Source organism: Gordonia sp. DT30, from assembly GCF_049844915.1.
GTDB lineage: Bacteria > Actinomycetota > Actinomycetes > Mycobacteriales > Mycobacteriaceae > Gordonia.
On sequence record NZ_JBNCLY010000008.1, the window covers coordinates 36,658 to 58,865 of the forward strand.

Consider the following 22,208-nt stretch of genomic DNA (forward strand, 5'->3'; position numbering starts at 1 on the left):
AACCACGGCAACAGGTTCGTTGGTGTCCGGACACCTCGTATCACCAGCCGGGATAGGGTCAGACGCATGGCAGGTCACCGCATGCGTTTTGACCCGATCGCCGAGGCCAAGGCGAACTGGACCGCCGCCGGATGGGGCGACGTCTCCGATGGGATGGTCGCGGTCACATCCGTGATGCGCGCCCACCAGATCCTGCTGGCGCGTGTCGAGAGCGCCTTGCGGCCCTACGATCTGACGTTCTCGCGGTTCGAATTGCTTCGGCTGCTGGCCTTCTCGCGACAGGGCGCGCTCCCCATCACCAAGGCCAGCGATCGCCTACAGGTCCACGTCACCAGCGTCACGCACGCGATCCGGCGACTCGACGAAGCGGGGCTCGTGCGGCGGCTCCCCCACCCCACCGATGGCCGCACCACCTTGGTGGAGATCACCGAACTCGGCCGCACCACCGTCGAGGACGCGACCGCCACTCTCAATCGCGAGGTGTTCGCCGACGTCGGGATGGACGGCGACGAGATCGGCGGTCTCGTCGGCGCAATCCAGTCACTGCGCCACCACGCCGGGGACTTCTGAGCCTGGTCTGGTCGCCTTCCAACCGATCAGTATGACGTTTCCCCCGGAATCCGGGGGAAACGTCATACTGATCACGCTGATCTCGCGGACGACGAGCGCAGGGCGGCCGCGATCTCCGCGGCGACCTGGTCGGGTCGGTCGACGAGGTCGGCCCACGTGTAATTGAGGACATGCCAGCCATTGCGCATCAGCGCGTTGCGTTTGGTGCGATCCCGCTGAAAGGCGGCGGCGTCGCGATGATAGGCGAAGCCGTCGATCTCCACCGCGACCTTCCGGTCGGGAAATGCGAAGTCGATCACGTACCCGCAGGCCGGCAGGTTCGCCACCCAGCCGGAAATCCCTGCCGCACGCAAGATTCGCACGGTGAGCCGCTCGGCTTCCGAACGGGCACCGTCGCCGATGAGCCTCAGGTAGGCCGATGCCTTGCCTGCGCCATGTCGCTTCGGGTAGCGGGCGTGAACGTCGGCGAGGGTCTCCGGCGTCACGCGCCCCGACAGCAATGCCGAGTCCATGAAGGACAGCCCCAGAACGAGTGACGCTTCGAGCACGGTGAGATCCGCCGCCGTCGTCCGAAGTCCGTCACGCACGACGACGTCCTCGTCATCGAGTTCGCGATAGCGGCTCACCGCAGTCGCCGACGATCGGCGGGCACGGCCCCGGGTCTGAGTGAATACCAGGTGTTTTCGCGGTTCCTCGGAGCACAGGCCGAGCCACCACGCTGCCGCCGCGCCACCCAGAACCGCATTCTTGTGCACCGAGAGCACCGCGATCCGCGCCTGTGCCCGAGCGCCCCTGGGGTGGCCGGCGACGAGGTGGACGCCGTGTGCCACCTCGGTCCATGCGCCCGACGCCATGCGTCGCGCGATGGCCGACTCGCTGACGCCGCAGTCGAGCGCTTCCCTGGTGGTGAACACGCCGTCACGACGCACCGACAACTCGTGTATGTCCATGGCGATTGGACGCGAGCCGAGCGTGTCCGGTTCCATCGTCGGCAGCGTGATCAGTATGACGTTTCCCCCGGATTCCGGGGGAAACGTCATACTGATCGGACGGCTCAGCGCAGGGTGTCGATGATCGCCGAGAAGTCGAGGTCCGAATGCTGCTCGGCGAACGCCCGATACAGTTGCGCGGCATGGGTTCCCAGCGGGGCGCGGGCACCCGTGTCGGCGACGGCGTCCATCGCCAGGCCGAGGTCCTTGTTCATCAGCGCCGTCGCGAAACCGGGCCGGAAATCGTTGTTGGCCGGCGACGTCGGCGCGGGTCCCGGTACCGGACAGTTGCTCTCGATGGCCCAGCAGTTGCCGGTCGCGCCGGTCACCACGTCGTAGAGCGCCTGATCGGACAGTCCGAGTCTCTGGGCCAGGACGAACGCCTCACCCACCGCGATCTGCTGCACGGCCAGCAACATGTTGTTGCACACCTTGGCCGCCTGCCCGGCGCCGGGCTCGCCGCAGTGGATGATCTTGCCCGCCATCGGGTCCAGCGTGGTCCGAGCCGCACTGAACGCGTCCTCGCTGCCGCCGACCATGAAGGCCAGGGTGCCTGCGGTCGCGCCCTTGACCCCTCCCGACACCGGGGCATCGACCTGCGCGAAACCCTCGGCGGCGGCCTGCTCGTGGACCTCACGCGCGTCGGCCACCGAGATCGTCGACGAGTCGATCAACAGCGCACCGGTCGCCGTGGCCGGCAGGATCTCCTCGTAGACCTTCTTGACGATGGCCCCGCTCGGCAGCATCGTGATCACCACCTGCGCCACCGAGACGGCCTCGACCGCTGTCGGGAAGGTCTCGATCCCGTTGCGCCGGGCTAGTTCCGCCGCTTCCGGCACCGGGTCGAAACCATGCACCGTGTGCCCGGCCCCTACCAGGTTCACGGCCATCGGGCCGCCCATGTTGCCCAGTCCCAGAAAGGCGATCGTCGTCATTGTCACATCTCCTCAGGTGCAGACTCGCTGCGTGTCAATTCTGTCGGTACCGGCCGGCGATGGAACGACCCACCACGACGCGCATGATCTCGTTGGTCCCTTCCAGGATGCGGTGCACGCGGAGATCCCGGACGATTTTCTCGATTCCGTACTCGGCCAGATAGCCGTAGCCGCCGTGCAACTGCAATGCCTGATCGGCGACGGTGAAACAGGCATCGGTGACATGGCGTTTCGCCATCGCGCACTGCTCGACCTTGTCCGGGCTCCCGGCGTCGAGAGCGGCGGCCGCATGCCACAACATCAGCCGTGAACTCTGCAGCGAGGTCGCCATGTCGGCGAGGGTGAACCGGATGGTCGGCTCGTCGAGCAGTACCGATCCGAATGCCTTTCGCGACGCCACGTAGCTCGCCGCCTTGTCGAAGGCGGCCTGTGCGCCGCCCAGTGACGACGCCGCGATGTTCAGCCGGCCGCCGTTGAGTCCGTTCATCGCGATGCCGAAACCGATCCCCTCCTGCCCGCTGAGGAGGTTGCCCGCGGGTACCCGTACCCCGTCGAGGACGACCTGCGCCGTCGGCTGCGCATGCCAGCCCATCTTGTGTTCCTGGGCACCGAAACCCAGTCCCGGCGTGCCCTTCTCGACGAGGAACGTCGAGATACCCTTGGGCCCGGGGGCGCCGGTGCGCGCCATCACGACGTACAGATCCGAGGTCCCGGCGCCGGAGATGAACTGCTTGACGCCGGTGAGTACATAATCGTCACCGACGCGCTCGGCACGTGTGGTCAGCGCCGCGGCGTCCGATCCCGCACCGGGCTCGGTGAGGCAGTAACTGGCCACCGTGTCCATACTCGCCAGCCGCGGCACCCAGTGCGCGCGTTGCTCGGTGGTGCCGTACTCGTCGACCATCCACGTACACATGTTGTGGATCGACAGGAACGCCGCGACCGCCGGGTCCGCGTAGGCGAGTTGCTGAAAGATGCGCACCCCGTCCAGCCGGCGCAACCCGCTGCCGCCGACGTCCTCGGCACAGTAGATCGCCCCCATGCCCAGCCGCGCCGCCTCACGCAGCTCCGTCACCGGAAAGTGATGCGCCGCATCCCATTCGAGCGCGTGTGGCGCAAGTCGTTTCGCAGCGAAGTCGGCCGCGGTCTCGACGATCACCCGTTCGTCGGCGTCAAGACCGGAATCCACGAAGGTCGTCATCGACGCTCAGTCCATCGTCGGGATGACGAATTCGGCGCGGCCGTCATACTCGGCGCCCGCCGAATCCTTGATTCCCGACGGCCAGCGTGTGGTGACGGTCTTGGTCTTGGTGTAGAACTCGATCGACGCCGGGCCGTGCTGGTTGAGGTCGCCGAATCCCGAGCGCTTCCAGCCGCCAAAAGTGTAGTAGGCCACCGGAACCGGGATCGGTACGTTGACGCCGACCATGCCGACCTCGACGCGCGCGGTGAAATCGCGGGCCGCGTCGCCGTCGCGGGTGAAGATCGCGACCCCGTTACCGTACTGGTGCTCCGAGGCCAGCGCCAGTGCCTCCTCGTAGTCGCCGGCACGCACGACGGCGAGCACCGGACCGAAGATCTCGTCGGTGTAGATCGACATGTCCTTGGTGACGTGGTCGAACAGGGTCGGTCCGAGGAAGAAGCCGTTCGACAGGTCATCGTCGCCGAAGGTCTGTTCGTCGCTGGTGCGTTCGCGACCGTCGACGACGAGTTCGGCACCCTCCTCGATGCCCTTGCCGATGTAGTGGCGGACCCGCTCGAGTGCGGCCGCGCTCACCAGCGGCCCGTAATCGGCCTTCGGGTCCAGGGAATGCCCGACCCGCAGGGCGTTCACCTTGTCGACGAGCTTGGCGCGCAACCGTTCTGCGGTCTGCTCCCCGACCGGCACCGCCACACTGATCGCCATACAACGTTCACCGGCGCTGCCGTATCCGGCGCCGATCAACGCGTCGACGGCCTGGTCGAGATCGGCGTCGGGCATGATGATCATGTGGTTCTTCGCTCCACCGAAGCACTGCGAGCGTTTGCCGTTGGCGGCGGCGGTCGAGTAGATGTACTCGGCGATGTCGGAGCTGCCGACAAAACCCAGGGCCTTGACGTCGGGATGGGTCAGCAGCGCGTCGACCGCCTCCTTGTCGCCGTGGACCACCTGAAAGACTCCGTCGGGAAGTCCTGCCTCACTGAACAATTCGGCCAGCCGCACCGGCACCGACGGGTCCCGCTCGCTGGGTTTGAGGATGAACGCGTTGCCGCAGGCCAATGCCGGACCGGCCTTCCACAGCGGGATCATCGCGGGGAAGTTGAACGGCGTGATGCCCGCGACCACACCGAGCGGCTGCCGGATCGAGTGCACATCGATCCCCGACCCCGCACCTTCGGTGAATCCGCCCTTGATCAGATGCGGGATGCCGATGGCGAATTCGATGACTTCGATACCGCGCTGGATGTCGCCGAGCGCGTCGGCGTGGGTCTTGCCGTGCTCGAGCGACAGCGTGGTCGCGATCTCGTCGGCGTGCTGGTTGACCAGGTCGACAAAGCGCATGAGCACCCGGGCGCGTCGCTGCGGATTCCACGCGGCCCATTCCTTCTGCGCCGCCGTGGCCGTGGCGACCGCCGTGGCGACGTCGTCGGCGCTCGCCAACGGAACCTGCGCGACGACGGCACCGGTACTCGGGTTGAAGACGTCGGCGAAGCGGCCGCCCTCGGCGGTCACCTTTGCGCCGTCGAGGTAGTGCGGGATGGACGGGGTAGAGGTCGGGCTGGCCACGCGATCACCTGGACTTCGGCTCGGGGGTGCGGAACATTTCCAATACTAGGATATCCTAGTAATTGCGCAAGGCCCGGATTCCGACAGGCAGTGCCCCGCGTCATAGCCCTCGATGACCAGCGCGAGTTAGGCTAGCCTTGCATCCCTTGCGAAGGAGGCTTCCATGTCCGTCGTCATCCTCTACGGCACCGAAACCGGCACGAGTGAGCTGGTCGCCGACGCCATAGCCGACGTCCTGGCAGCCGATGTCTTGGCAGCCGACGTTCGGGCCACCGACGTTCTGGTCACCGCCCACGATCCGGCGATCTACGACATGAGCGAGTTCGCGGTGGCAGACCTCGACCCCGCGGACTTCTTGGTGGTCGTCTGCTCGACGTCGGGTTCGGGCGATCTGCCGATGGGCGCCGAGCCATTCGCCGACGAACTCGAGGCGCTCGCCCCCGATCTGTCCGGCCTGCGTTTCGCGGTGTTCGGCCTCGGCGACATGGTCTACGGCGAGACGTTCAATCTCGGTGGCGAGCTGATGGCCGAGAAGCTCGTCGCGCGCGGCGCGACCCAGGTGGGCGAGCACGCCCGCCACGACAACTCGTCGGGGATCAGGCCGAGCGTGATGGCCGCGCAGTGGGCCCGGAATCTGATCCCGGTGATCGATCCGGCAAACGTCTGACCTGATCACCGTCGAAGTCACTGCCGGGTCCGGGCGCCTGGGCGGGCAACGTGCCGCAGCGCACGGCCGCCTCCTTCGCGAGCTCCACGACCGAACGGATCATGACGGCGAGGACGACACCGAGGAACAGCGCCGTCGTCGTCGACACCTTGAGGTTCTCGCCGAGCAGCACCACGCCCAACGCCATCGCGACGGCGGGCTCCATCACGTTCATCGCCGGAAACGACGTCTGCAGATCGCCTGCGCCGAAGCCCCTCTGCTGGACCACCACCGCCCCCGTCGCCACCACCACGAACAGGTAGAGCTCTGGGTGGACGAACAGATGCGCCGGATGGTTGATCAGCTGATAGACGATGGTCTTGATGAGCAGCGCCGATACCCCGAACAATGTGCCGGCGGCGAGCCCGTAGAACAACGCCCGATAGTGCGGTGTCGACCGCTCGGCGCAGATCACGCACGCCACGATCACGCCGATGACCGCCGCGACGGTCGCCCAGACGACCAGGTCGTGGGGCCGCCGCACCGAGGGCTCGGGACGCGCGATGAGCAGGAACGTCGCCACGCAGACCACGAGCACCGCGCCCCACGCCCACTCCCGACGCGCCGGGTGCCGCCGGTCGGCCCACGCCTCGAGCGGTAAGGCGAACAGCACCGCGAGGACGACGAGGGGTTGCACCAGCAGGATCGATCCGAGTCCGAGCGCCGCGGCCTGCAGCGCGAAACCCACCACGGCGATCGACGCCCCGACCCACCAGCCACGAGTGATCGCACCCGAGGCCCGGGACGCGCGCTGCCGCTGCACGGTCCCGCCGGCGATCAACAGCGCCGCGAGAACCGCGAGGAGCGCGGGAACCCAGGAATGCACGTGCCCAGGCTACGGTGTGGCTACCCGCCCGGCGAGGTATACACGTCGTAGGTTGGAACCATGCGGTTGCGACCAGACCTCGAAATCCTCGCGACGCTCGATGTGACCACGATCGAAGCCGTGTGTACCGACGCCTCCCTCATCACACATGTGATCTCCGAGTGCCTCGATGAGGCAGCCGAACTCGACGACCTCGCAGAGCACGCCGACGGCGACGGCGGCGGCGACGGGGACGATGGGGACGAGCACTCCGAACTCGCCTGTTTCTACCGGCAGGAGGCCGCGGCCTGGCGGGCGACGGCCCAGGTCCTGGCCGCGGCACAGCGGCCCCGGACCTCGGCCCGCGCCGGCGTGGCATGAGCGACGGTTCACCGGCCCGCACGCTGATCCTGATGCGGCACGGCAAGTCCGGATACCCGCCCGGTGTCGGAGATCACGAACGCCCGCTCGCCGAACGCGGGCGCCGCGAGGCCGCACTCGCCGGCCGCTGGATGGCCGACGAGGGGCTGCGCATCGACGCCGTGCTGTGCTCGACGGCCACCCGTACCCGCGAAACCCTCGAACGCACCGGGTTCTCCGCGCCGGCCGTCTACCTCGACGACATCTACGGCGGCAGCGCCTTCGACGTCCTCGAATCGATCCGCATCCACGCCCCCGCCGACGCGCGATGCCTGTTGATCGTCGGCCACGAACCGGGGATGCCGGCCACCGCACTGACCCTTGACCCGGACGGCGAGATCGAGCGCTTCCCGACATCGGCGTACGCGATCGTGCGGGTCGGCGCGCCGTGGCGGGACATCGGCCTCGAGTACGACCCCGACGCGCACATCGTCGGTCTCCGGGTCCCGCGGCCGCCGTCATCGGGTGACCGTCCCGACCACTGACTCCGGTGGTCGGGACACCGATGGGTAAGATCCCAAGAGTCCATTTCGTCTAGGGTTCGCAGGAGAGTAGATGCGGCGCAGTGTCGCCGAGCGGCGCCGGCTTACGATCGAGGCCACTCTGCGGGTCATCGCGACCGAAGGGGTCGAGAGCGCCACCACGCGGCGTATCGCCGAGGAGGCAGGCGTCCCGCAATCGGGTTTGTTCTACGCGTTCGACAGTCGCGACGCGCTGCTCGCGGCGGCCGCCGAATACGGCATCAACGAGGAGCTCGACGCACTCACCGAGCGGGTGCGTTCACTCGAGGAACTGTCGAGTACCTCGTCGCTCGATCCGGCCGAGGTACTCCGCGCCGGTTTCGAGACATTTGCCGGAGACGTCGTCGGCAATGCCACGCGCGAGCACGCACTCATCTCGCTGGGGCTGTTCGCCCGCCGGACGCCGGGCCTGGAATCGCTGGCCCGGTATCTGTATTCGCGCTACACCGAACTGGTCGTCCGCATGCTGCGCGAGGGTGCCCGGCTGGGCGGGTTCCGTTGGACGGTGCCCGAAGAGGAGCTGGCGCCGGCCGTCGTCGCAGTGTCCGACGGGCTCACCCTCGGTTATGTGATGACGGGCGACACCGTGTCGGTGGAGCGCACGACCGATGCGTTCGTGCGCATGTTGCTCACCTATGTCGTCAATTGACCGACCTCACCCGACTGACGTCAACTGACCGAGCAGCGGCGACACCGGCGAGACCGGCACGCACGGGACCGGCCGCGGGTGTGCGGGGTCGAGGGCATTGAGCACCAGCGCCGCGGACCGCGGGTTCGCCACGATCGACAGATGGTCGGAGTGGTCGGCCGGGCAGCCGTCCTGCACAACGATGTTGGTGGCGCTTGTACTCGTGCCTGCCGGGCCGGCCAGGATGCCGACGTCGTACGGGGTCACGATCTCGTCGTCGCGGGTGACGATGTTCGTGTAGCGGACGCCGGGCAGATACGGCGTGGGTTGGCGCACTGCCTGGTTGAAGTCGCGATCCGTTGGCGCCGGCCGGCATTCGGGGCAGGCCGGGCGCTCGGGCGCCGGTATGCCCAGGCGCGCACGGAATGCCGCAATGGTCTCACCGCGCACATCGTCGTCGTCGGGCCCTTGGCGCCAGTACGGTGCCAGCGACACGTAGTGGGCGACGTGACCGCGACCGCCGAGGTATTTCATCCAGTACGTCGGGATCTCGGTGCCCAGGGAATGCCCGACGATGTCGACCTGCTCGCTGCCGGTCGCCTGCCGCACCCGGTCGATGAATTCCTTGAGCTGCCAAGCACTGTCGGGTTTGGGCCCGAGACCACCGAGCGCCGACACCGGCCAGACCGTGCCCAGCGCTCCGTAGGTCGGGGCGAATACGCAGTAGCCCGCATTGGCCAGGACCGGCGCCAGGGTGGCCCAATTCGTCTGTCTGCCACCACCACTGCCGTGGACGAGGATCACCGGCCGCGGATGCGCCGCCGATCCTCGGCACGAATAGTCGTTGGTGCCGGGCAACGATCCGCCGGGGTGGGCGAGTTCGGCAGAGATTCCGGCCAGGAAGTCGTAGCGTACCGGCAGCGGCGGGCTGGATGATGCCGCCGGTGCCGCGGGTGCCGTCCCGGCGTTGCACCACAACGCGCCCGCGACCGTGAGCACCATGGCGAACACCATGGTCGCGGTGCGTAACCCAGAGCGCGCAAAGTGAGTCCGGCGGCGGTGATGACGTTCGAGCGGCACATCTCACGGTAACGCGTGAGCGGCACGGGTGAACAGGGTCAGACGAGGTCGAGGCGCACGCCGAGCAGTCGGATCGGCCGGCCCTGCTCGAACTTCTGCAGCAATTCGTCGACGACGGGCGTGATGATCGCGGCGTCGGTGGTCGGCGCCGGCAGCTTGCGCGACTTGGTGCGGGTGTAGAAGGTGGTGGTCCGCACGGTGACCGCCACCCGAAACGCCACGCGTCCTTCCGCGACCACCTGGGTGAGGAGTTCGTCGGTGAGTGCCGCGGCCGCCGCACTGATGTCGTCCATCGCGGTGAGGTCGGCGGCGAAGGTCCGCGACTTCGAGTGGGATTTGGCCACGAATGGTTCGGCGGTGATGGTGGCATCGCCCCCGCCACGACACAGGACGTATAGCCAATTACCTTGATGCGGACCGAATCTCGCGATGAGGTCGTCGCGGGGCGTGGCGATGAGATCGTTGACGGTGGCGATCCCCATCTCGGCGAGTTTGTCTGCGGTCCGCGGTCCGACGCTCCACAGGTCGCGCGTCGGAGCATCGCCCATGAGCGCGAGCCAGTTACGGTCGTCGAGCAGGAACACCCCGCCCGCCGACTCGTCGCGTTTGGCAAATCCGGTGGCCATCTTCGCGCGTTGCTTGTTGTCGCTGATGCCGACCCGGCACGACAGCACGCTGCGCTCGAACACCTGCGCCCGCAGGCCCTTCGCGACGTCGGTGATCAGGCTGTCGGACCCGGTCGCCACCCCCGCGTAGGCCTCGTCCCATCCCCATACCTCGATCGGATGGCCCGACTCCCGCAAGGTTTCCATGACCTGCGCAGAGGCCACATCGTAGGCCGCCATGTCGAGTGGCAGGTACACCGCGTCGGGCATCTTGCGATACGCCGCGCGCAGCGGCATCCCGGCTCGCACGCCCACTGCCCGGGCCTCATAGGACGCACACGTGACCACCTTGCGCGCCTCGGCGGGATCGCCGTTGCCGCCGACGATCACCGGCACCCCGGTGAGCTCCGGGCTGCGCAGTCGCTCCACCGCGACCTGAAATTGATCGAGATCGATATGGAGAAGCCACCGATAGCGTTGCGTCCTCGGCGCGCTCACATCGGTCACGATACCGCCGGCGCAGCGCCCGCGGTCAGCTCTCGCTCAGACCGAACCCGCCAGACTCAGCCCGGCCTGATCGCAGGCCAGCGCAAGGGAATGGCGGTTGTAGCGCAGCAGCGTCAGATCCGAGGTGCCCTCGGCCAGCCGCAAATCGCCGGTGGCGGGCAGGCGTTTCTCGTCGGGTACCGAGAAGAACGACGCCGCCTTGCTGACGGTGATCTCCAACCAGGACCGCTGCGAGCTCGAGAATGCCGGGACCAGTTGGGCGAGAACCTGTTTCATCATTGCTCGGTCACGATGCAGGGGTGGCGGTACCAGATTCAACGAACGCGAGGCGGTGGCGACGTCCGTGGGATCACTCAACGTGTGCGCGGCAACCAGCAGAAAGGCAAGTCGCACCAGGTCACTGCGGACAGGATGGCCGGACCTGCTCGCATCCGAGAGCAGAAACCCCTGTGCCCGCACCGGGAGTGCGCCGGCCACACCGCGCAGCGAGGCGCCGGCCTCGCCGTCCCCGGCGCACTCGCGCAGCATGTCCGCGAGAACATCACTGGTACGCAGATGACGTGCGATCGACGAATGCACCGCAGCCGTGGCCGACTCATCCAGTGGCGCGAGGCCGAACTGGTCCCCGGGCGCCGCGTCGGACGGATCCGAGTGTGGGTGAGCAGCGCGCAACAGCATTCGCAGCGCGGGCAAGACGATCACTTCCTCGACGTCGAACGCTTCCAGGATCGCCGTTCCACCGAGAAACCTTCGACTAGTACGTGTTTCGCATTCCGCATAATCGAACATGCTCGTGCCCCCCCACCGTTTCGGGTTGTGATCCGACGAGATCCCCCATCGTCGGGTTACCCAAGAGTATTTTCGGTACTGAGGAGTAACTTAGACCACATCGCGCGAGCTGTCCAGGCGAAGTCACCCACGTTCTCCGAAATCCTCGTCGATGAAAGCCGCACTGGGCGAACGATATTCAGGCTGACGAAGTTCGACTGGGCGAGAGTGCATGACGACGCGCGCCGTCACCGAGGGCCCCGCCCGATCTCTGGTGACGCACGACACAGATATTGCCGGGAACCAATCACCGGTCGGACGCGACCTCTGTTCCCGAATGCACCGGAACCGTTGACACGCACCGGGGTCTCGACCCTCTGATTGCCCGCCAGCCGAAAGCAGGACTTCACACGTGGTGACCACACAGCCCGCCGGCGTCCCTCCTCGGCCGACGGCCCGCACAGACCCGTCGTCTGCGCCCACCAGCACGGGCGGCGCGGCGGACCGCTGGCGACCGTTCCTGCTGCGGTGGCACTTTTACGCCGGCATCCTGATCGGCCCGTTTCTGCTGGTCGCGGCGATCACCGGCACGCTCTACGCGCTGATCCCGCAGCTCGACCGTGCCGTGTATGCCCACGAACTGACCGTCGACCACGTCGGCACCGCCGAACTCCCGATGTCCGAGCAGGTCGCCGCGGCCCGCCGGGCCCACCCGGAGGGCACGATCACGTCGGTCACGCCGGCCCCACGTGCCGGGGAGACGACGCGGGTGCTCCTCTCCGCGGCCGACGTGCCCGCCGGCCGCAGCCGGACCGTATTCGTCGACCCGTACACCGGCGACGTCCGCGGCGCGCTCAACACCTCGGGTGAATGGCTGCCGGTACGCGCATGGTTCGACGACCTGCATCGCAATCTGCACCTCGGCGACGTCGGCCGGAACTACAGCGAGATCGGCGCGAGCTGGCTCTGGGTGGTGGCCCTCGGCGGCCTGGCGCTGTGGATCGGGCACCGCCGACGCACCCACAAACTGCGCCGCCTGCTGACCCCCGACCGCAACGCGCCGCGCCGGGGCCGCACCCTGAGCTGGCACGGAGCCGTCGGGGTCTGGATCATCATCGGCCTGATCGGGTTGTCGGCGTCGGGTCTGAGCTGGTCGCGGTATGCCGGTGGCCACATCGGTGATCTGCGCAGCGACATGTCGTGGACGGAGCGGTCGGTGTCGACGACAGCGCCCAGCACACTGCCGACAGCGCCCTCCGTGCCGCCCTCCTCATCGCCGACGGCGCCCACGATCGGCAACGACGACTTCACTCGCGTGTACGAGACCGCCCGACGGGCCGGACTGGTCGCTCCGATGAACATCACGCCGCCGACCGAGCGGGGATCGGCGTGGACGGTCGCGGAGAATGCGCGCGGCTACCCGAGCCACTACGACTCCATCGCCGTCGACCCGACGACCTTCGCCGTCACCGACCGCGTCGACTTCGCGCAGTGGCCGCTCATGGCGAAGCTGACCAAGTGGGCCATCAGCGCGCACATGGGTCTGTTCGGCATCATCAACCAGATCGCGCTGGTGCTGTTGGGTATCGGACTCGTCAGCGTCATCGTGCGCGGCTACCTGATGTGGTGGCGCCGTCGGCCCACCAGGGACGACCGCCACCTGCCGCGCGCCCCGCGGCGAGGCGCATTGGGCAGCCTGCGCCCGGCCGAGGCGGTGGGCGTGGTGGTCGTCGCCGCGATTCTCGGCTGGTTCCTGCCCTGGTTCGGAATCCCGTTGGCGCTGTTCGTGCTCGTCGACACCGCCCGCGGCATGATCGCGGTACGCAGGCAGCCGGCCGCCCCCGAAGCCGCGGGCACCGAGGTTGGTCGATGATCGACGACATCGTCCTGCGGTGGGTGGTCACCGTGCTCTTCGCGCTGGCCGCCGCACAGTGCGTCTATCTGATCGTCGTCCGCCCGATGCCTTGGCAGGCCATCGTCGGGCACGTCCTGCATCTGGTGATGTCGGTGGCGATGGCGGTGATGGCGTGGCCGTTCAGTGCGGACTGGCCGACCGTCGGACCGATGGTGTTCTTCATCGCGGCGGCGGTGTGGTTCCTGCTCACCCTGGCATTGCGCCAGTCCCTGCGCCCGGCCGACGACTGCGGTTGTGTGCCGCCGACGACGACGGGGTGGGGTCGGCTCGCCGCGGTCTATCACGCCGCGATGATGGGCGCGATGGCCTGGATGTATGCGTTGATGAACGGCAGCCTGCTGCCGGGAAGCGATGCCCCGCAAGCACTCTCGCTCGCCATCGGGCCGACGTCGACGACGGTGCTGGCCCACGACCACTCGGATATGGGCGACATGCCGGGGATGCCGGGGATGGACATGCCCGGCATGGACATGCATCACCACACCGCACAGCCCGCCTACGTGGCACCGATCAACTGGGTCCTCGCCATCGGCTTCGCGATCGCCGCCTTCGTCTGGCTCTATCTGTACTTCGTTCGGCGTCGCGCCGCCGGCGCGTCGTCGGCGGACCTGATGACCTTCGCCGGCGACCTGTGCCAGGTCTTCATGGCCGCCGGTATGGCCATCATGTTCGGCGTCATGGTGAACTGAACCGGACCGGAGTTGTCCGCAATACCTGGGAGTCTGGGCCCATTCGAGCGATACGAGCCCGGATGCGGACACCGAACCGAGAGGCTGGACACCATGGACTGGACACTGGAAGTCGCATTTCTGCCCGTCACCGACGTCGACCGCGCCAAGGAGTTCTACACGCGCGTCGGCTTCCACCCCGACCACGATCAGTCCCCGTCGGACGACGTCCGCTTCGTGCAGATGACGCCACCGGGATCGAGATGCTCGATCGCATTCGGCAAAGGCCTCATCGAGGGCACCCCACCCAGCGCAGGCACGCTGATGCTGTGCGTCTCCGACATCGAGGCCGCCCACCGGCAGCTGCAGGACGCCGGCATCGACGTCTCCGACATCGACATCCAGCCGTGGGGTCACTTCGTCTACTTCGACGATCCCGACGGCAACCACTGGAATGTCCAGTACCTGCCGTACCGCCACGAACAGTAGCACCAGGCTCCTACGACAACGGCTCCCGCACCGAGAGGTGCGGGGGCCGTTGGTCTTTCGGCTGTGGTGACTACCGGTAGTCGCCGCTGGAGAAGCCGTAATCGTCGAGCGGCACCGCAGCGCCGGCCGGTGCACCGAAGGTGCCGTCCGGGCTGTAGTAGGTGTCGTCGTAGGCGGGCATCGCGTAGGCCGCGGCGCGCGCCTCCTCGGTCGGCTGAACCTGGATGTTGCGGTACCGGTTGATGCCGGTACCGGCCGGGATCAGCTTACCGATGATCACGTTCTCCTTGAGACCGATCAGCTTGTCGCTGCGGCTGTTGATGGCCGCATCGGTCAGGACACGCGTGGTCTCCTGGAACGACGCCGCCGACAGCCACGAGTCGGTGGCCAGCGATGCCTTGGTGATACCCATGAGCACCGGACGACCGGCCGCGGGCTCGCCGCCCTCGGTCACGACGCGACGATTGGCGGCCTCGAACTCGGCGCGCTCGGTGAGCGAACCGGGCAGGAACTCCGTCGAACCCGAGTCGATGATCGTCACGCGACGCAGCATCTGACGCACGATGGTCTCGATGTGCTTGTCGTGGATCGACACACCCTGACTGCGGTAGACCTCTTGGACCTCGTTGACCAGGTGCACCTGCACCTGACGCGGGCCCATCACACGCAGCACCTCGTGCGGGTTCGCCGAACCCTCCATGAGCTGCTGGCCGACCTCGACGTGGTCGCCGTCGGCGAGCAGACGCTCGGAGCCGTCCTCGTGCTTGAACACACGCAGACGCTGACGCTTCGAGATCTTGTCGTAGACAACCTCTTCCGATCCGTCATCGGGGATGATCGTGATCTTGTAGAAGCGGTCGTCGTCCTCGAGACGGGTCCGGCCGGAGACCTCCGCGATCGGCGCGACACCCTTGGGCACGCGCGCCTCGAAGAGCTCCTGCACACGCGGCAGACCACCGGTGATGTCGTCACCGACGCCACCCTGGTGGAAGGTACGCATGGTCAGCTGGGTACCGGGCTCACCGATCGACTGGGCGGCGATGATGCCGACCGCCTCGCCGATGTCGACGAGCTTGCCGGTGGCCATCGACCGTCCGTAGCACATCGCGCAGACCCCGGTGCCGGTCCCGCAGGTCAGGACCGAACGGACCTTGACCTGTGTGATGCCGGCCGCCAGCAGGGCCTCGATCGCCGGGTCGCCCAGGTCGTGTCCGCGCTCGACGACGACGTTGCCGTCGGTGTCGAGGGCGTCGGCGGCCAGGGTGCGCGCGTACGCCGAGGTCTCGACATGCGCGTCCCGGATGATCGAGCCGCCTGCACTGATCAAGGAGTTGTCGGCCTGCAGCTCACCGAGCTGCACGACGATGCCACGCTCGGTGGCACAGTCGGTCTCGCGGACGATGACATCCTGGCTGACGTCCACCAGACGACGGGTCAGGTAACCCGAGTCGGCGGTGCGAAGTGCGGTGTCGGCCAGACCCTTTCGGGCACCGTGGGTGTTGATGAAGTACTCCGCGACGGTCAGGCCCTCACGGAACGAGGACTTGATCGGGCGCGGGATGAACTCACCCTTCGGGTTGGTCACCAGACCCTTCATGCCCGAGAGGTTACGGACCTGGGTCATGTTTCCGGTCGCACCCGACTTCGGGATCATCGCGATCGGGTTGTCGTCGGGGTAGTAGTCCTCCATGGCCTTACCGACCTCTTCGGTGGCCTGCTTCCAGATCTCGACCAGCGCTTCACGCCGCTCGTCCGGGGTCAGGGCACCGCGCTGGAACTTGCGCTCCAGCCCGTCGGCACGCTCCTCGTAACGCTCGAGGATCTCGGCCTTCTGCGGCGGCACCAGCACGTCGGCCATCGACACGGTGACACCCGAACGGGTGGCCCAGTAGAAGCCCACATCCTTGAGCTTGTCGACGGTCTGCGCGACGACGATCATCGGATAACGCTCGGCGAGATCGTTGATGATCGCGGCCTGACGCTTCTTCGGCATCTGCTCGTCGACGAAGGCGTACTCGACCGGCAACAGCTCGTTGAACAGCACGCGGCCCAGGGTGGTCACCGTGGTCCACGGCTGCCCGAAGCGCCAGCCGTCGGGGAACTCGGCAGCCTCGACGTCGGCGGGCGGACGCTGATCGGTCAGCCGCACCTTGATCCGCGACTGCACGGTGAGCGCACCGCGGTCGACAGCCATGATGGCCTCGGCCGGGGTGGAGTACACCCCTTCCTCGGGGCTGTCGTCGGTGGCGGCCCGGTACTCCCCTGCCACACCCTCCTTGAGGGTGGTCAGGTAGTACAGGCCGGTCACCATGTCCAGACGGGGCATGGCCAGCGGACGACCCGAGGCCGGCGACAGGATGTTGTTCGACGACAGCATGAGAATGCGTGCCTCGGACTGCGCCTCCGCACTCAGCGGCAGGTGCACGGCCATCTGGTCACCGTCGAAGTCGGCGTTGAACGCCTCACACACCAACGGGTGCAGCTGGATGGCCTTGCCTTCCACCAGCTGCGGCTCGAAGGCCTGGATACCGAGGCGGTGCAGCGTCGGCGCACGGTTCAGCAGAACCGGATGCTCGGCGATGACCTCTTCGAGGACGTCCCACACGGCCGGACGCTGACGCTCGACCATGCGCTTGGCGCTCTTGATGTTCTGGGCCTGATTGAGATCGACCAGACGCTTCATCACGAACGGCTTGAACAGCTCGAGTGCCATCAGCTTGGGCAGACCGCACTGGTGCAGCTTCAGCTGCGGACCGACCACGATGACCGAACGGCCCGAGTAGTCGACACGCTTGCCGAGCAGGTTCTGACGGAACCGGCCCTGCTTGCCCTTGAGCAGATCGCTCAGCGACTTCAGCGGGCGGTTACCCGGTCCGGTGACCGGACGGCCGCGGCGACCGTTGTCGAACAGTGCGTCGACCGACTCCTGCAGCATCCGCTTCTCGTTGTTGACGATGATCTCGGGGGCACCGAGGTCGATCAGTCGCTTGAGGCGATTGTTGCGGTTGATGACGCGGCGGTACAGATCGTTGAGGTCGGAGGTCGCGAAGCGGCCACCGTCGAGCTGCACCATCGGACGCAGCTCCGGCGGGATCACCGGCACGGCATCGAGCACCATGCCCAGCGGCGAGTTACCCGACTGCTGGAACGCGGCGACGACCTTGAGTCGCTTGAGCGCACGCAGCTTCTTCTGGCCCTTGCCGCTGCGGATGGTCTCGCGCAGCGACTCGGCCTCGGCATCGATGTCGAAGGTCTCGAGCAGCTTCTTGATCGCCTCGGCACCCATGGCGCCGGTGAAGTACTCACCGTAGCGATCCTGCAGCTGGTGGTAGAGCTTCTCGTCGATGATCAGATCGCCGGGAGCAAGTTTGACGAACTTGTCCCACAGCTCCTCGAGGCCATCGAGCTCACGCTGAACCGCGTCACGCATGCGACGCATCTCGCGCTCGGCACCGTCGCGTACCTTGCGGCGCACGTCGGACTTGGCGCCCTCGGCCTCCAACTCGGCGAGATCGGCCTCGAGCTTCTGCTGACGCTCGTTGAGATCGGCGTCGCGCTGATCGGCGACACCCTTCTTCTCGACCTCGATCTCCGCCTCGAGCGTGGACAGCTCGTTGTGGCGCAGTTCGTCGTCGACGGCGGTGATCACGTAGGCGGCGAAGTAGATGATCTTCTCGAGATCCTTCGGCGCCAGGTCGAGCAGGTAGCCCAGCCGGCTCGGCACACCCTTGAAGTACCAGATGTGGGTGACCGGTGCGGCCAGCTCGATGTGGCCCATCCGCTCGCGGCGGACCTTGGCCTTGGTGACCTCGACCCCGCAACGCTCACAGATGATGCCCTTGAAACGCACGCGCTTGTACTTGCCGCAGTAGCACTCCCAGTCGCGAGTCGGTCCGAAGATCTTCTCGCAGAACAGGCCGTCCTTCTCGGGCTTGAGCGTGCGGTAGTTGATGGTCTCCGGCTTCTTGACCTCACCGTACGACCAGTTGTGGATGTCATCGGCCGTGGCCAGGCCGATCTTCAGTTCGTCGAAGTAGTTGACGTCGAGCACTTGTTACCTTTCGAGCTCTTGTTCGTCGGTGAGAATCAGTTGGCGAGATCGTCGACGGTGGCGGATTCGTTGCGCGACAGGTTGATACCCAGGTTCGCCGCGGCGCGCTCGAGATCCTCGTCGTCGGAGTCGGCCATCTCGATCGCGGCGCCGTCACTCGAGAGCACCTCGACGTTGAGGCACAACGACTGGAGCTCCTTGAGGAGCACCTTGAACGACTCGGGGATGCCGGGCTCGGGGATGTTCTCGCCCTTGACGATCGCCTCGTACACCTTCACGCGGCCGACCACGTCGTCGGACTTGATCGTCAGCAGCTCCTGCAGGGTGTAGGCGGCGCCGTAGGCCTGCATCGCCCAGCACTCCATCTCACCGAAGCGCTGGCCACCGAACTGGGCCTTACCGCCGAGCGGCTGCTGGGTGATCATCGAGTACGGACCGGTCGAGCGTGCGTGGATCTTGTCGTCGACGAGGTGGTGCAGCTTGATGATGTACATGTAGCCGACCGCGACGGGATACGGGAACGGCTCGCCGGAGCGACCGTCGAACAGCATCGCCTTGCCGTCGCCGTTGACCATCACCTCGCCATCACGGTTGGGCAGCGTCGAGGACAACAGCCCTGTCAGCTCCTCCTCGCGGGCACCGTCGAACACCGGGGTGGCGGTGTTGGTGTCGGGGGCCGACGAGTACATGTCCTCGGGCAGCTTCGACGCCCAATCCGGAACCCCGGTGGCGACGTCGATGTTCCAGCCGGCCTTGGCGATCCACCCGAGGTGGGTCTCCAGGATCTGGCCGATGTTCATACGACGCGGCACACCGTGCGTGTTCAGGATGATGTCGACGGGGGTGCCGTCGGGCAGGAAGGGCATGTCCTCGGCGGGCAGGATCTTGCCGATGACGCCCTTGTTTCCGTGGCGGCCGGCGAGCTTGTCGCCGTCCTGGATCTTGCGCTTCTGCGCCACGTACACGCGGACCAGCTCGTTGACGCCGGGCGGCAGATCGTCGTCGTCGTCACGGCTGAACACGCGCACACCGATGACCTTGCCGGTCTCACCGTGCGGCACCTTCAGCGAGGTGTCGCGCACCTCGCGCGCCTTCTCGCCGAAGATCGCGCGCAGCAGGCGCTCCTCCGGGGTCAGTTCGGTCTCGCCCTTCGGGGTGACCTTGCCGACCAGGACGTCGCCGTCCCGAACCTCGGCACCGATGCGCACGATGCCGCGCTCGTCGAGATCGGCGAGCACCTCATCGGACACGTTGGGGATGTCACGAGTGATCTCCTCGGCACCGAGTTTGGTGTCGCGGGCATCGATCTCGTGCTCCTCGATGTGGATCGAGGTGAGCACGTCCTCCTCCACGAGCCGCTGGCTCAGGATGATCGCGTCCTCGTAGTTGTGACCCTCCCACGGCATGATCGCCACGAGCAGGTTCTTGCCCAGGGCCATCTCACCGTTCTCGGTGCAGGGCCCGTCGGCGAGGACCTGACCGGCCTCGACCCGCTGGCTCTCGTCCACGATGGGGCGCTGGTTGGCGCACGTGCCGTGGTTCGAGCGCGCGAACTTGCGCATCCGGTAGGTGTCGCGGGTGCCGTCGTCGGCCATCACGGTGATGTAGTCGGCCGAGACCTCCTCGACGACGCCGGTCTTCGCGGAGATGATGACGTCGCCGGCGTCGACGGCAGCACGCAGCTCCATACCGGTGCCGACCAGCGGCGACTCGTTACGCACCAGCGGCACGGCCTGACGCTGCATGTTCGCACCCATCAGGGCGCGGTTGGCGTCGTCGTGCTCGAGGAACGGGATCATCGCGGTCGCGACCGACACCATCTGGCGCGGCGAGACGTCGAGGTACTCGACCTGTGCCGCGTCGACGAACTCCACCTCGGAGCCCTTCTTGCGGACCAGGACGCGCTCGTCGGTGATGTTGCCGTTCGCGTCGTAGGTGGTGTTGGCCTGCCCGATGAGGTAACGATCCTCCTCATCAGCGGTCATGTACTCGATGGTGTCGCTGACGACGCCCTCGACGACCTTGCGGTACGGGGTCTCGATGAAGCCGAACGGATTGACCCGCGCGTACACCGACAGCGATCCGATGAGGCCGATGTTCGGGCCTTCCGGGGTCTCGATCGGACACATGCGGCCGTAATGGCTCGGGTGCACGTCGCGCACCTCGAGGCCCGCACGCTCACGGGACAGACCGCCCGGGCCCAGCGCCGACAGGCGACGCTTGTGGGTCAGACCCGACAGCGGGTTGTTCTGATCCATGAACTGCGAGAGCTGGCTGGTTCCGAAGAACTCCTTGATCGCCGCCACGACCGGACGGATGTTGATCAGGGTCTGCGGGGTGATCGCCTCGACGTCCTGGGTCGTCATGCGCTCACGCACGACGCGCTCCATACGCGAGAGGCCCACGCGGATCTGGTTCTGGATCAACTCGCCCACGGTACGCAGACGACGGTTGCCGAAGTGATCGATGTCGTCGACCTCGATCGGCACGTCGAGCCCGGCCGGGCCGGCGACCTTGGCGAAGGTCACGGTGTGCGGGTCGGACTCGTGCAGACGCACCAGGTACTCGACGGTTGCGGCGATGTCCTCGCGGGTCAGCACCGACTCGCCGGTCATCGGGTTCTCCGTCAGACCGAGCTTCTTGTTGATCTTGTACCGGCCGACGCGGGCGAGGTCGTAGCGCTTGTCCTTGAAGAACAGGTTCTCCAGGAGGTTCTCCGCGGACTCCTTGGTCGGCGGCTCGCCCGGACGCAGCTTGCGGTAGACCTCGAGCAGCGCCTCGTCCTGGTTGGCGGCGTTGTCCTTCTCCAGGGTGGACATCATGATCTCGGAGAACCCGAAACGCTCGGCGATCTCCTCGGTCGTCCACCCGAGCGCCTTGAGCAGCACGGTGACCGGCTGACGGCGCTTGCGGTCGATACGCACGCCGACGGTGTCACGCTTGTCGACGTCGAATTCCAGCCACGCGCCACGGCTCGGGATGACCTTGACGGTGTGCAGGGTCTTCTCGGTGGTCTTGTCGATGGACGAGTCGAAGTACACGCCCGGACTACGGACCAGCTGCGACACCACGACACGCTCGGTGCCGTTGATGATGAAGCTGCCCTTGTCGGTCATGATCGGGAAGTCGCCCATGAACACGGTCTGCGACTTGATCTCGCCGGTGTTGTTGTTGATGAACTCGGCGGTGACGAACAGCGGGGCCGCATACGTCATGTCCTTGTCCTTGCACTCCTCGACAGAGGCCTTGACCTCGTCGAAGTGCGGGTCGGAGAAGGACAGCGACATCGAACCCGAGAAATCCTCGATCGGCGAGAGCTCGTGCAGGATGTCGCCGAGGCCTCCGGACGGGTTCTCGTCTCCGCGGGAGATGGCCTTCGCGCGCCATTCGGGCGACCCGACGAGCCATTCGAAGGAGTCGAGTTGGATGTCGAGGAGGCCCGGTACCTCCAAGGGTTCGCCGATCTTGGCGAACGAGGCGCGATGTGGTGCGCCGGGGATGGTTGTTGAGGTGGACTGGCGGTCGACTGCCAAGGTGCGTCCTTCCAACACGATGTGTTCAATGCCGTGCGTTGTGTGGCGTGGCTGATTGGGCCGTTCGCTGGTGACAAACCTGGATCGGCGATCACCGCAGCTCACACAAGGTGGGCGGAAGGAGGATCGATAGATGGACAGGAGGCAGCCAGCGCAACGTCCAACTATAGCAGGAAAACAACACGCTGTGTCAAGCGGCGATCACCGATGCCCGAGCCTGCCGCTCGAGGGGACACACCGCCGACACCAAC

General features: G+C 66.7%; 18 protein-coding genes. 8 read left to right on the forward strand and 10 right to left on the reverse strand.

Translation table 11 applies throughout. From position 1 onward, the window contains the following. Nucleotides 1–66: 66 nt before the first annotated feature. Entirely contained in the window at nucleotides 67–570 is a 504-nt protein-coding gene (locus tag ACLQ3C_RS09885) for a MarR family transcriptional regulator (RefSeq protein WP_425704884.1), read from the forward strand. Nucleotides 571–641: 71 nt separating this feature from the next. On the opposite strand, the gene ACLQ3C_RS09890 is transcribed toward ACLQ3C_RS09885, so the two are convergent. The 4 genes from ACLQ3C_RS09890 to ACLQ3C_RS09905 all read right to left on the reverse strand — a co-directional run bounded on the left by ACLQ3C_RS09890 (nucleotide 642) and on the right by ACLQ3C_RS09905 (nucleotide 5,261). Next, nucleotides 642–1,520, reverse strand: a complete 879-nt coding sequence (locus ACLQ3C_RS09890) for a type IV toxin-antitoxin system AbiEi family antitoxin domain-containing protein (protein ID WP_425705001.1) — start codon at nucleotides 1,518–1,520, stop codon at nucleotides 642–644. Between the two features lie 104 nt (nucleotides 1,521–1,624). After that, nucleotides 1,625–2,494: a 3-hydroxyisobutyrate dehydrogenase gene (gene mmsB / locus ACLQ3C_RS09895; RefSeq protein WP_425704885.1), complete on the reverse strand. Its 870-nt coding sequence runs from the start codon at nucleotides 2,492–2,494 to the stop codon at nucleotides 1,625–1,627. 34 nt (nucleotides 2,495–2,528) lie between these two features. Beyond that, the gene (locus ACLQ3C_RS09900) at nucleotides 2,529–3,695 is read right to left on the reverse strand and encodes an acyl-CoA dehydrogenase family protein (protein ID WP_425704886.1); all 1,167 of its coding nucleotides are present in this window, start codon (nucleotides 3,693–3,695) and stop codon (nucleotides 2,529–2,531) included. Nucleotides 3,696–3,701: 6 nt separating this feature from the next. Beyond that, nucleotides 3,702–5,261, reverse strand: a complete 1,560-nt coding sequence (locus ACLQ3C_RS09905; RefSeq protein ID WP_425704887.1) for a CoA-acylating methylmalonate-semialdehyde dehydrogenase — start codon at nucleotides 5,259–5,261, stop codon at nucleotides 3,702–3,704. A 163-nt stretch (nucleotides 5,262–5,424) separates the two neighbouring features. Here ACLQ3C_RS09905 and ACLQ3C_RS09910 point away from each other — a divergent pair, with 163 nt between their 5' ends. Beyond that, a complete protein-coding gene (locus ACLQ3C_RS09910; protein ID WP_425704888.1) occupies nucleotides 5,425–5,928 on the forward strand; it encodes a flavodoxin domain-containing protein in 504 nt (167 codons plus the stop codon). Here the strand turns inward: ACLQ3C_RS09910 and ACLQ3C_RS09915 are convergent. After that, entirely contained in the window at nucleotides 5,858–6,793 is a 936-nt protein-coding gene (locus ACLQ3C_RS09915; protein ID WP_425704889.1) for a DMT family transporter, read from the reverse strand. The two genes, ACLQ3C_RS09910 and ACLQ3C_RS09915, sit on opposite strands and share 71 nt — an antisense overlap. 60 nt (nucleotides 6,794–6,853) lie before the next feature. Here ACLQ3C_RS09915 and ACLQ3C_RS09920 point away from each other — a divergent pair, with 60 nt between their 5' ends. From ACLQ3C_RS09920 to ACLQ3C_RS09930, 3 genes are all read left to right on the forward strand, one after another. Beyond that, nucleotides 6,854–7,153, forward strand: a complete 300-nt coding sequence (locus ACLQ3C_RS09920) for a hypothetical protein (RefSeq protein WP_425704890.1) — start codon at nucleotides 6,854–6,856, stop codon at nucleotides 7,151–7,153. After that, nucleotides 7,150–7,677 (forward strand): SixA phosphatase family protein, encoded by a 528-nt coding sequence (locus ACLQ3C_RS09925; RefSeq protein ID WP_425704891.1) that lies wholly within the window; start codon nucleotides 7,150–7,152, stop codon nucleotides 7,675–7,677. Before ACLQ3C_RS09920 ends, ACLQ3C_RS09925 begins: the two co-directional genes overlap by 4 nt. 70 nt (nucleotides 7,678–7,747) lie before the next feature. Further along, nucleotides 7,748–8,362, forward strand: a complete 615-nt coding sequence (locus ACLQ3C_RS09930) for a TetR/AcrR family transcriptional regulator (RefSeq protein WP_425704892.1) — start codon at nucleotides 7,748–7,750, stop codon at nucleotides 8,360–8,362. A 6-nt stretch (nucleotides 8,363–8,368) separates the two neighbouring features. Here ACLQ3C_RS09930 and ACLQ3C_RS09935 read toward each other — a convergent pair whose 3' ends face one another. The 3 genes from ACLQ3C_RS09935 to ACLQ3C_RS09945 all read right to left on the reverse strand — a co-directional run bounded on the left by ACLQ3C_RS09935 (nucleotide 8,369) and on the right by ACLQ3C_RS09945 (nucleotide 11,322). Beyond that, nucleotides 8,369–9,343 (reverse strand): esterase/lipase family protein, encoded by a 975-nt coding sequence (locus tag ACLQ3C_RS09935; protein WP_425704893.1) that lies wholly within the window; start codon nucleotides 9,341–9,343, stop codon nucleotides 8,369–8,371. A gap of 116 nt (nucleotides 9,344–9,459) precedes the next feature. Next, entirely contained in the window at nucleotides 9,460–10,524 is a 1,065-nt protein-coding gene (locus tag ACLQ3C_RS09940) for a DNA polymerase IV (RefSeq protein WP_425704894.1), read from the reverse strand. A 45-nt stretch (nucleotides 10,525–10,569) separates the two neighbouring features. Further along, nucleotides 10,570–11,322, reverse strand: coding sequence for a hypothetical protein (locus ACLQ3C_RS09945; RefSeq protein ID WP_425704895.1), 753 nt, complete (start codon nucleotides 11,320–11,322; stop codon nucleotides 10,570–10,572). 391 nt (nucleotides 11,323–11,713) lie between these two features. Between ACLQ3C_RS09945 and ACLQ3C_RS09950 the strand changes: the two genes are divergently transcribed. The 3 genes from ACLQ3C_RS09950 to ACLQ3C_RS09960 all read left to right on the forward strand — a co-directional run bounded on the left by ACLQ3C_RS09950 (nucleotide 11,714) and on the right by ACLQ3C_RS09960 (nucleotide 14,373). Next, nucleotides 11,714–13,174 carry a PepSY-associated TM helix domain-containing protein gene (locus ACLQ3C_RS09950; protein ID WP_425704896.1) on the forward strand — a complete coding sequence of 487 codons (1,461 nt, stop codon included), beginning with the start codon at nucleotides 11,714–11,716 and terminating at the stop codon, nucleotides 13,172–13,174. Then, nucleotides 13,171–13,905, forward strand: a complete 735-nt coding sequence (locus ACLQ3C_RS09955; protein ID WP_425704897.1) for a DUF5134 domain-containing protein — start codon at nucleotides 13,171–13,173, stop codon at nucleotides 13,903–13,905. The genes ACLQ3C_RS09950 and ACLQ3C_RS09955 overlap by 4 nt, the downstream gene beginning before the upstream one ends. A 93-nt stretch (nucleotides 13,906–13,998) precedes the next feature. Then, nucleotides 13,999–14,373, forward strand: a complete 375-nt coding sequence (locus ACLQ3C_RS09960) for a VOC family protein (RefSeq protein ID WP_425704898.1) — start codon at nucleotides 13,999–14,001, stop codon at nucleotides 14,371–14,373. A gap of 70 nt (nucleotides 14,374–14,443) precedes the next feature. Here the strand turns inward: ACLQ3C_RS09960 and ACLQ3C_RS09965 are convergent, their stop codons facing one another. Together ACLQ3C_RS09965 and ACLQ3C_RS09970 are read right to left on the reverse strand one after the other, a co-directional pair. Beyond that, nucleotides 14,444–18,424 carry a DNA-directed RNA polymerase subunit beta' gene (locus tag ACLQ3C_RS09965; protein WP_425704899.1) on the reverse strand — a complete coding sequence of 1,327 codons (3,981 nt, stop codon included), beginning with the start codon at nucleotides 18,422–18,424 and terminating at the stop codon, nucleotides 14,444–14,446. A 35-nt stretch (nucleotides 18,425–18,459) separates the two neighbouring features. Next, a complete protein-coding gene (locus ACLQ3C_RS09970; RefSeq protein ID WP_425704900.1) occupies nucleotides 18,460–21,957 on the reverse strand; it encodes a DNA-directed RNA polymerase subunit beta in 3,498 nt (1,165 codons plus the stop codon). Nucleotides 21,958–22,208 lie beyond the last annotated feature (251 nt).

Bases quoted from the DNA above. Each gene is read 5' to 3' on its own strand.
- ACLQ3C_RS09960 (WP_425704898.1), top strand. From the start codon at position 13,999: ATGGACTGGACACTGGAAGTCGCATTTCTGCCCGTCACCGACGTCGAC.
- ACLQ3C_RS09920 (WP_425704890.1), top strand. From the start codon at position 6,854: ATGCGGTTGCGACCAGACCTCGAAATCCTCGCGACGCTCGATGTGACC.
- ACLQ3C_RS09945 (WP_425704895.1), bottom strand. From the start codon at position 11,322: ATGTTCGATTATGCGGAATGCGAAACACGTACTAGTCGAAGGTTTCTC.
- ACLQ3C_RS09890 (WP_425705001.1), bottom strand. From the start codon at position 1,520: ATGGACATACACGAGTTGTCGGTGCGTCGTGACGGCGTGTTCACCACC.
- ACLQ3C_RS09955 (WP_425704897.1), top strand. From the start codon at position 13,171: ATGATCGACGACATCGTCCTGCGGTGGGTGGTCACCGTGCTCTTCGCG.
- ACLQ3C_RS09935 (WP_425704893.1), bottom strand. From the start codon at position 9,343: ATGGTGCTCACGGTCGCGGGCGCGTTGTGGTGCAACGCCGGGACGGCA.
- ACLQ3C_RS09930 (WP_425704892.1), top strand. From the start codon at position 7,748: ATGCGGCGCAGTGTCGCCGAGCGGCGCCGGCTTACGATCGAGGCCACT.
- ACLQ3C_RS09910 (WP_425704888.1), top strand. From the start codon at position 5,425: ATGTCCGTCGTCATCCTCTACGGCACCGAAACCGGCACGAGTGAGCTG.
- ACLQ3C_RS09925 (WP_425704891.1), top strand. From the start codon at position 7,150: ATGAGCGACGGTTCACCGGCCCGCACGCTGATCCTGATGCGGCACGGC.
- ACLQ3C_RS09885 (WP_425704884.1), top strand. From the start codon at position 67: ATGGCAGGTCACCGCATGCGTTTTGACCCGATCGCCGAGGCCAAGGCG.
- ACLQ3C_RS09900 (WP_425704886.1), bottom strand. From the start codon at position 3,695: ATGACGACCTTCGTGGATTCCGGTCTTGACGCCGACGAACGGGTGATC.
- mmsB (WP_425704885.1), bottom strand. From the start codon at position 2,494: ATGACGACGATCGCCTTTCTGGGACTGGGCAACATGGGCGGCCCGATG.